At 74.0% G+C, this 8,070-nt stretch carries 9 protein-coding genes; 3 read left to right on the top strand and 6 right to left on the bottom strand.

Features of this window, described 5'->3' with window-relative positions; translation table 11 throughout:
- Positions 1-365: 365 nt before the first annotated feature.
- On the bottom strand, positions 366-2,027 hold the full coding sequence (locus AB0L40_RS13625) for a regulator (protein ID WP_364355030.1): 1,662 nt from the start codon (positions 2,025-2,027) through the stop codon (positions 366-368).
- Positions 2,028-2,030: 3 nt separating this feature from the next.
- Complete coding sequence (locus AB0L40_RS13620) at positions 2,031-2,798, bottom strand: isochorismatase family cysteine hydrolase (protein ID WP_364355027.1); 768 nt, start codon at positions 2,796-2,798, stop codon at positions 2,031-2,033.
- 205 nt (positions 2,799-3,003) lie between these two features.
- Here AB0L40_RS13620 and AB0L40_RS13615 point away from each other — a divergent pair, with 205 nt between their 5' ends.
- Together AB0L40_RS13615 and AB0L40_RS13610 are read left to right on the top strand one after the other, a co-directional pair.
- Positions 3,004-4,239, top strand: coding sequence for a DUF1116 domain-containing protein (locus AB0L40_RS13615; protein WP_364355024.1), 1,236 nt, complete (start codon positions 3,004-3,006; stop codon positions 4,237-4,239).
- A 124-nt stretch (positions 4,240-4,363) separates the two neighbouring features.
- The gene (locus AB0L40_RS13610) at positions 4,364-5,104 is read left to right on the top strand and encodes a GntR family transcriptional regulator (protein WP_364355022.1); all 741 of its coding nucleotides are present in this window, start codon (positions 4,364-4,366) and stop codon (positions 5,102-5,104) included.
- A gap of 2 nt (positions 5,105-5,106) precedes the next feature.
- On the opposite strand, the gene AB0L40_RS13605 is transcribed toward AB0L40_RS13610, so the two are convergent.
- Positions 5,107-5,574 carry a carboxymuconolactone decarboxylase family protein gene (locus AB0L40_RS13605; RefSeq protein ID WP_364355019.1) on the bottom strand — a complete coding sequence of 156 codons (468 nt, stop codon included), beginning with the start codon at positions 5,572-5,574 and terminating at the stop codon, positions 5,107-5,109.
- Positions 5,575-5,833: 259 nt separating this feature from the next.
- Between AB0L40_RS13605 and AB0L40_RS13600 the strand changes: the two genes are divergently transcribed.
- Complete coding sequence (locus AB0L40_RS13600; protein WP_364355016.1) at positions 5,834-6,376, top strand: dihydrofolate reductase family protein; 543 nt, start codon at positions 5,834-5,836, stop codon at positions 6,374-6,376.
- A gap of 91 nt (positions 6,377-6,467) precedes the next feature.
- On the opposite strand, the gene AB0L40_RS13595 is transcribed toward AB0L40_RS13600, so the two are convergent.
- Genes AB0L40_RS13595 through AB0L40_RS13585 form a run of 3 tightly spaced genes read right to left on the bottom strand, consistent with a single transcriptional unit; the run spans position 6,468 to position 7,957 of the window.
- Positions 6,468-7,352 (bottom strand): NAD-dependent epimerase/dehydratase family protein, encoded by an 885-nt coding sequence (locus tag AB0L40_RS13595; protein WP_364355014.1) that lies wholly within the window; start codon positions 7,350-7,352, stop codon positions 6,468-6,470.
- Between the two features lie 33 nt (positions 7,353-7,385).
- Positions 7,386-7,532 carry a hypothetical protein gene (locus AB0L40_RS13590; protein WP_364355011.1) on the bottom strand — a complete coding sequence of 49 codons (147 nt, stop codon included), beginning with the start codon at positions 7,530-7,532 and terminating at the stop codon, positions 7,386-7,388.
- Positions 7,533-7,552: 20 nt separating this feature from the next.
- Complete coding sequence (locus AB0L40_RS13585; protein WP_364355008.1) at positions 7,553-7,957, bottom strand: PIN domain-containing protein; 405 nt, start codon at positions 7,955-7,957, stop codon at positions 7,553-7,555.
- Positions 7,958-8,070: the final 113 nt, after the last annotated feature.

The following is an 8,070-nucleotide window of genomic DNA, read 5'->3' as shown; positions in this document are numbered from 1 at the left end:
ATCTACACCGGACGTTACTCACTCTGTCCCGACTCGACGCTCTTCCGATCTCCGCGACCTCCGCCGGGTCCCCGCGTGGGGACGGGGGACGCCGCGTGGCGTCCCCCGTCCGGCGGTGTCGTGGCCCGATCGGTCCGCCGCGGTCCCGGTCGGCGCCGACGAGCGGTCGACGCCGACCGGGACCGCGGGGCACCGACGCCTGCGGCCCACCGGACCGGTCCGACGGTCGCCCGAGGCCGGCGGTTCTCCACGGCCACCGGCGAGTCCGGCTCCGTCGCCGGGCTCTTCGGTCGCCATCGCCGCCGCCCCCGCGGCGGCCGGCGGGCCCGGCGGCACCGTCGCCGGGCCCTTCGGTCGTCAGCGCCTCAGTCCGCGGCCCCCGCCGCCACCGGCGAGTCCGGCACCGTCGCCGAGCCCTTGGGTCGCCAGAGCCTGGGCGGGGCCATGGCGGCCGCAGCCGCGTGGTCGGCGACGTCGATCGGGTCCGTCGGGTCCGGCTCGCGGACCGGGACCTTCATCAGGTGGAAGCCGACGCAGACGAGGGCGAGGAACGCGTAGCCGAGGACCGTCTCGCCGTTGGTGAAGACGTGCACCTTCTCGCCGTGGATCAGGCCGATCGAGGTCATCAGCGCCCCGAAGAGCGCGTAGCCCGCGGCCCAGAGGAACTTGCGGTCGATCAGGAAGACCGCGACGGCGCCGAGGATCATGCCCGCGAGGACCGCCCCCTCGCCGAGGGTCTTCAGCCCGCCGTAGACGAGGCCGGCGCCCGACAGGGCCGACGATCCGACCGTGTCGGCGTTGGTCCCGGCGGCGGCCAGGGCGTTGTCGATCTGCCCGACGCCCCAGGACGCGACGTTCGGGATCAGCGCCAGGACGACGGCCGCGTAGTGTGCCTTCGGGACCTCGCGGAACGTCTGCGCGCCGATGACGAGGCCGATGTAGAGGAGCACCGGGACGATCGCCGGGACCGGCAGGATCGCGTCGAGCAGCGGGAACAGCCCGAGCAGGCAGAAGAGGAAGATCGCCACGCCCGTGACGAGCGAGTAGGAGATCCGGCCGCCGGCCTGCTTCCAGCCCGGCTGGCCGACGTAGACCGCCGGCGGGAACGGGCAGCCCAGGGCCGAGCCGACGATCGCGCCGGTGCCGTCCGCGACGAGCACGGCGCGCAGGTTGTAGTCGTCGCCCGCGGTGGCCGCGCTCTCGACGTTGCTCATCGCCTCGGTGAAGTTGTAGATCCCGAGTGGGATGGCGGTGGCCAGGAGCGGCGAGATGTCGCTCAGGCCGTCCCACAGCCGGTCGAAGTTCAGGGACGGCAGGCCGATGGCGATCGAGCTGGCGGCGTCGCTGACCTTCGCGGTGTCCATGAAGCCGCCGGACCACGCGATCGCCGTGCCGACGAGCAGCGCGGCGAGGCCGATCGGGATGTTGCCCGGCAGCCGGACGCCCGAGACGAAGCCGATGAAGATGATCGCGAAGACCGGCAGGGCGACCCAGAGGGTGCTCCACATGTTCGCCGCGGGGTTCATCGCGATGAACGTGATCGAGATGCCCGCGAGGGTCCCCAGGAGCGCCGCGCGCGGCGTGTACTTGCGCACCATCGGCCCGACGAACGCGCCGATCAGCACGATGATCCCGATGATGAACGCCCAGCCGAGGCCCGCGCCCCAGGCCGCGAGCGGGTCCTTCGTGGCCAGGTACGTCGGCAGCATCACGACGAACGTGACGATGAACATGTGCGGCACGCTCGGCCCGTAGGGCATCGCGGTCACGTCGTCGCGGCCCTCCTTGATCGCCAGCCGGCGCGCGAGGAGGAAGTAGAAGACGTTGCCGACCAGGAGGCCGATGCCGAGCCCCGGCAGGATGGTGCCGAAGACGTCGTCGGCCGGGATCTTCACGACGCCCGCCGCCAGGCCCGCGAGGACCAGGACGTTGACGAGCATGTTGATGCCGAACCCGAACGACGCGTTGAGGTCGCCTCGGGTCCAGAGGGGTGGTGCGGCGCCGGCCGCGGCTTTCGGGGTGCTCATGGGTCAGACCTCGGTGGTGATCGGGGTGGCGGGGGCCGCGGACGTCGCGGCGGGAGGGGTGGCGGTCGCGGGCTCGATGCCGGCGAGGAGCTCCTGCGAGGTGGCGGTCCAGCCGAAGATGCCGTTCTGCGCGGCGATCATCCGGAGGGCCATCTCGTGGAACTCGGGGAAGTACGACCCGGTGCCGTCCTCGACGACGACGCACTCGAAGCCGCGGTCGTTGGCCTCGCGGACGGTCGTGTGGACGCAGACCTCGGTCGTGACGCCGCAGACGATGAGGTGCGTGATCCCGGCGGTGCGGAGGAGCAGCTCGAAGTCGGTGGCGTAGAACGCGCCCTTGCCGGGCTTGTCGAGGACCGGCTCGCCCGCGATCGGGGCGAGCTCGTCGACGACGTCGTGGCCCTCCTCGCCGCGGACGAGGATGCGGCCCCGCGGGCCGAGGTCGCCGATCCGCAGCGTGGGGTTGCCGCGCGAGCGCTTGGACGCCGGCAGGTCGCCGAGGTCCGGGCGGTGGCCCTCGCGGGTGTGGACGACGAGCATGCCCGTGCGCCGGGCCGCGGCGAGCAGATCGCCGACCGGGCCGATGGCGGACGCGAGCAGCGAGACGTCGTTGCCGAGCGTCTCCCCGAAGCCGCCGGGCTCGAGGAAGTCCCGCTGCATGTCGATGATCACGAGCGCCGTCGTGGCGGGCGCGAAGCGGTAGGGGTAGGGACGGGCGTCGACCTCGCGGGTCGCGTCCGCCGCCGGGGAGATGTGGGAACCCGGGTCCATCGTGGTGCCGTCCGTCCGTTGTATGCAATGTCGTCGACCAAGACCCGGCCGACGCCGTAAAGGTAGTTCGGGGGCGATGGGGGCCTCGTTGGCCCGTTGTCGCCAGAACACCCCGTGCGAAAGGCCAGTTGTCCAATCGGCCGTGACGAATGTCTAGGCGACGGGCCATCGGCCGACGGGAGCGAGCGGCGCTACGGTGGTCAGCATGTACACACCTCTGCATACACCCGACCCGGCGGTGGCCCTGCTGGCGGCCGCGCGACCGCTGCTGGTGGACGTCGTCCCGGCGCGCGACGTCGTCCCCCACCTGGCCGCGGGCGGGATCTCGCACGCCGGCCCGCCGATCCTGTCGACCGACATGTGCCCGCCGATGCGGCGCGCGGTCGGCGTCGCCGCCGCCATCGAGGGGATCGCCGACACCCCCGAGGCCGCACTGGAGCTCGTCGACCGCGGCGAGGTGCCACTGCGCACGAACCACGACCTCGGCGGCGTCGGCCCGATGTCCGGGATCGTCACCGGCTCGATGCCCCTGCTGATCGCCCGCGACGAGGCGACAGGCAAGACCGCGTGGTGCCCGCTGAACGAAGGCTCCGGCGCGGTGCTGCGCTACGGCGCGGACGGCCCGGAGGTCGTGCAGCGGCTCGAGTGGATGCGCGACGTGCTCGGCCCGGCGCTGTCGACGGCCCTGGCCGCCCACGGCTCGCTCGACCTGATCGCGCTGCAGGAGGCGTCGCTGGCGCTGGGCGACGAGTGCCACCACCGCACCGAGGCCGGCACCGCCCTGGTCGCCGAGGCGCTCGGCCCGCACCTGCCCGACGAGGTGGCGGCGTTCATCGCCGGCAACGGCCAGTTCTTCCTCAACCTCGCGATGGTCTCGGCGAAGCTCGCGACCGTCTGCGCCGAGGGCGTCCCCGGGTCCGCGCTGCTGACCGCGATCGCGCGCAACGGCGTCGAGGTCGGCATCCGCCTGTCGGGCACCGGCGACCAGTGGTTCGTCGGCCCGGCCGCGCTGCCCGATCCCGCGCAGCTGTACGAGGGCCGCTCGCCCGAGGACATGAACCCCGACCTCGGGGACTCGGCCATCGTCGAGGTCTACGGGCTCGGCGCGCTGGCGATCGCGGCGTCGCCGCTGTCCGCCCCGTCGGTCGGCCTGCAGACCTCCCAGATCGACGTGATCGACGCGCGCCTGCGGACGATCGCCGCCGGCGACCACCCGCTGCTCCAGCTGCTGCGCACCGACGGGACGACGTCGCCGGCGATTCTGGGCGTGGACGCCCGCGCCGTGGTCGAGCTCGGCATCCGCCCCCCGGTCCACACGGGCATCGCCCACCGACTGCCCGGCATCGGGCAGATCGGGGGCGGCGTGACGCACCCGCCGGAGAACGCGTTCCACGAGGCGGTCGCCGCGCTGGACGCCGCGGTCGCCCCGGTGGCCACGTGAACCCCGCGCCCGCGCGTGGGCGCCTCGTCGCCGGGCCCGGCGGCCGGGCCACCGACGGACGCCCCCGCGTGGGCCCGAACCCGCCCGGGCGCCCCGGCGGCATGGACTAGACTCGCCGCCGCACGTGGCCGACGAGACCCCAGACGACTCGGTGCCGCGGCGACGCGGCGGCCGGGCGACCGGCACCACCGCCCCGCCGCACGCCGAGCGGGTCTACGAGGGCCTGCGCACGCAGCTCCTGCGCGGCGCGCTGCCGGCCGGCGAGCGCCTCGTCGAGCAGCGGCTCGCCGAGCAGTTCGAGACGAGCCGGACCCCCGTCCGCGAGGCGCTGCGCCGGCTCGAGGGCGACGGCCATCTCGTGCGCGACCCCTCCGGCGGCCTGCGTCCGCGGGTCCCGGACGTCCGCTCCATGCAGGAGCTCTACGACGTGCGGCTCGCGCTCGAGGACCTCGTCGTCCGCCGCGCCACGACCAGCGGCGATCGCGCCGTCCTGGACCGGCTGCGCGCCGACTGGGAGGGCATGCGCGACGAGCGCGCCGCCGCCGAGCCGGGCCCACCGCCCACCGCGTTCGTCGGCGCCGACGAGGCGTTCCACGCCGGGATCGCGGAGGCCAGCGGCAACCGCTCGGCCCAGCGCTTCCTGCAGGAGATCACGGGCCGGATCCACGTCCTCCGCGTCCAGGGCTTCACGACCGAGGAGCGCGTCGACACCACGATCGCCGAGCACCTCGAGATCCTCGACGCGATCGACGCCGGCGACGCCGACGTCGCCGCCGCGTTCATGCGCTCGCACATCCAGCGCTACGGCCGCGTCGTCCGCCAGCAGGTGGGCGAGGCGCTCGCGCGGATGTTCGAGGCGCCGTAGGTCTACGCGGTCCAGCTCGCCGGCACCATCCGTGACGAGACCGCGATCCGGTTCCAGGCGTTGATCGCCGCGATCTGCACGAGCACGTTGGCCAGCTCGGCCTCGTCGAGGTGCCGGGCGGCCTCGGCCCAGACGTCGTCGGGCACCTGGGTCTCGGCGACCAGCGTGACCGCGTCGGTCAGTGCCAGGACCGCCTTCTCGCGCGCGTCGAAGTACGGGCTCTCGGCGTGGGCCGGCAGCTGCGCCAGGCGAACGTCGGTCTCGCCCTGGGCCTTCGCGTCCGTCCAGTGCATGTCGAGGCAGAACGCGCAGGCGTTGATCTGCGACGCGCGCAGCTTGATCAGCTCGCGGAGGACGGGGTCGAGGTCGATGCGCTCCTCGACGCGGCCCAGTCCGGCGACGGCGGCCTTGGCGTTCCCGAAGACGTCGAGGCGGGGCCCGTGGGTGGTGGTGCTCTCGGTGGTGGTCATGCTCCTTCGACGGGACGGCGTCCCTTGCTGTGACAGATCATGCGGAACTCGTGCCGAATCGAACGCCAAGCGGGTGCAGCCGGGGGCGCGCAGACCCCCGTCGCCCGTCTCGCGACGAGAGATGTCGCTGGTGCATGAGGTCATTCACGAGCGACATGGCGCCGCGAAGGAGGCGAAGCCCCGGCGCCCGACCGATGAGTCCGGCGCCGGACGCGGGTCACCAGAGGTGATCGCGCGACCATCGAGACGGAGGCGGGACATGGGGAAGCTGCTGTATTCGGTGTCGATGTCGCTGGACGGGTTCATCGCGGGCCCCGGGGGCGACATGTCCTGGCTGACCGCGCACCTGGGACCGAACCCGGAGGCCGAGGCGCTGCCGGCCACGATCGGGGCGCTGCTCGTCGGGGCGCGGACGTTCCGCGGCGACGACCCGCACCGCGGCGACGCCGACCGCGAGGGCAAGGCGTTCGGCGGCGGGTGGGAGGGCCCGCAGGTCGTCGTCACCCACCGCCCGCCCGCGCGGCCGGCGGCGGGCCTCGTCTTCGTCACGGACGTGGTCGCCGGGATCGCGGCGGCCTCCGAGGCCGCGGGCGGCAAGTGGGTCAACGTCCTCGGCGCCGACGTGGCGCGGCAGTGCCTGGAGGCCGGCGCCCTGGACGAGATCCTCGTCTTCGTCGCGCCGGTGCTGCTCGGCGACGGCGTCCGCGTCTTCGCTCACCCGGGCGGGACGAACGTGCGGCTGGAGCGGATCGCGACCGCCGACGCGCCGGGCGCGACGATGCTGCGGTACCGGGTGGCATGAACCCGCGGCCCGCCCGACTGGACGCGGGCGGCCGGAACGCCCGTCCGGCGCCCCACCGGCCACGCACGACCACCCGGCGCGACACGAGCCGCTAGTCGCGCCGGTAGCTGCCGCGCTCGATCTCGTCGACGAGCGAGGGACGCGTGGGCTCCCACCCGAGGGCCTCGCGCGCGTGGGCGCCCGTGGCCTGCTGGTCGAGCAGCAGCGCCTCCCCGAACGCCCCGAGCCGCTCGACGGTCCGCTCCGGCGCCTCCGGGACGACCCGGCCGTCGAGCCCGCGGGCGCGGGACGCGGCCTCCCCCAGCTCGCGGCTGGTGGGGTTGCTGCCGCTCGCGCCGAGGAACGTCGACCCGGCCGCGCCCCGCTCCAGCGCGGCGACGTAGAGCTCGCCCAGGTCGTCGACGTGCACCGTCGACCAGTGCTGGGTCCCGTCGCCGATGAGCTCGAGCGCCGCGGGGTCGCCCGACGTCCCGGCGCCGACGACCATGTTCGGGATGCCGCCGCCGCGGCCGTAGACGATCCCGGGTTCGACGAGGATCGACCGGACGCCCGGGGTCGCCAGGACCCGGGTGTCGATCTCCTCGCGCCAGGCGACGAGCGGCGGGGCGTTCCGCGGGGTGGCCTCCGTGATCGCCGCGCCGGAGCCGTGGACCCAGATGCCGCCCGTCCGGATGAACGCGGCGTCGCGCTCGCCGAGTCCGGCCAGCACGGCGGCGGCGAGCGCGTCCTCCGCGGCGGGGCTGGTCTCGTCGCCCGGGGACGCGGTGTGGATCACGCCGTCCGTGTCCCGCGCGAGCGCGGTGATCAGCGCGGCGTCGCCCATCGTCCCGATCACGGGCTCGACCCCGTCCCGCCGGACGGCGGCCGCCGCCTCGTCGGTCCGCACGAGCGCGGTCACCGCGTGCCCCGCCGAGGTCAGCGCCGACAGCACGCCCGATCCCACGTATCCGGTAGCGCCGGTCAAGAAGATGTTCACGATGGAGCCTTTCGTCTGCGGTCGGCGGGAGGGTCACGCCGACGGGGACAGCGTTGCGCGCGCGGCCGATCGTGTCCAACGCCGGTGCTCGATCGCTCGGTAGACCGTCGAGCGGCCGATGCCGAAGCGCTCGGCGGCCATCGCGAGGACGTTGAAGAGGAGCCGACCTCGCAGGGTCACCGAGCGGTAGCGGCGGCGCCCTACTCGTGGACGGGCAGCGGATCTCCGGGGCGGGCGACGCGGACGACGTCGGCGACGTGGCGGAAGTCGTCGACGTTGTCGGTCAGGAGGATGGCGTCGTGGACCTGGGCCGTGGCGGCGATGAGGAGATCCGCGGTCCGCGATCGGGGCTGTGAGCCGGCGCGGCGCACGCGGGCCTGAAGGGCGCCCCATGCTCGGGCGACGGTGTCGTCGACGGGCAGGGGGTGGAAGCGGGCCTCGATCGCGCCGAGGCGCGTCGCTCGGATGGCCCGTTCGTCGGGGTCGTTGGTGAGGAGGAGACCGACGTGCAGCTCGCCGATGGAGACGACGCTGATCGCGGTCTCGAGGCCGTCCGGGGGTGCGGTGGCGCCGATCAAGACCGACGTGTCGAGGATCGCTCTCACGTAGCGACCGAGCTGCACTCGCTGCTCGAGTCGGTCGACGGTCTCGGAACGAATCGTCGCGGGCCGCGGAGCGGGCGTCGCAGGCCGAACGTCGTTCGGTCGGCGAAAACGTC

The sequence above is a fragment of the Patulibacter sp. NPDC049589 genome (assembly GCF_040675535.1).
Lineage (GTDB): Bacteria > Actinomycetota > Thermoleophilia > Solirubrobacterales > Solirubrobacteraceae > Patulibacter.
Note: the sequence above shows the minus strand (reverse complement) of the source record. Positions and strands in the feature narration are given on the sequence as shown.

Bases quoted from the DNA above. Each gene is read 5' to 3' on its own strand.
- AB0L40_RS13625 (WP_364355030.1), bottom strand. From the start codon at position 2,027: ATGAGCACCCCGAAAGCCGCGGCCGGCGCCGCACCACCCCTCTGGACC.
- AB0L40_RS13600 (WP_364355016.1), top strand. From the start codon at position 5,834: ATGGGGAAGCTGCTGTATTCGGTGTCGATGTCGCTGGACGGGTTCATC.
- AB0L40_RS13605 (WP_364355019.1), bottom strand. From the start codon at position 5,574: ATGACCACCACCGAGAGCACCACCACCCACGGGCCCCGCCTCGACGTC.
- AB0L40_RS13615 (WP_364355024.1), top strand. From the start codon at position 3,004: ATGTACACACCTCTGCATACACCCGACCCGGCGGTGGCCCTGCTGGCG.
- AB0L40_RS13620 (WP_364355027.1), bottom strand. From the start codon at position 2,798: ATGGACCCGGGTTCCCACATCTCCCCGGCGGCGGACGCGACCCGCGAG.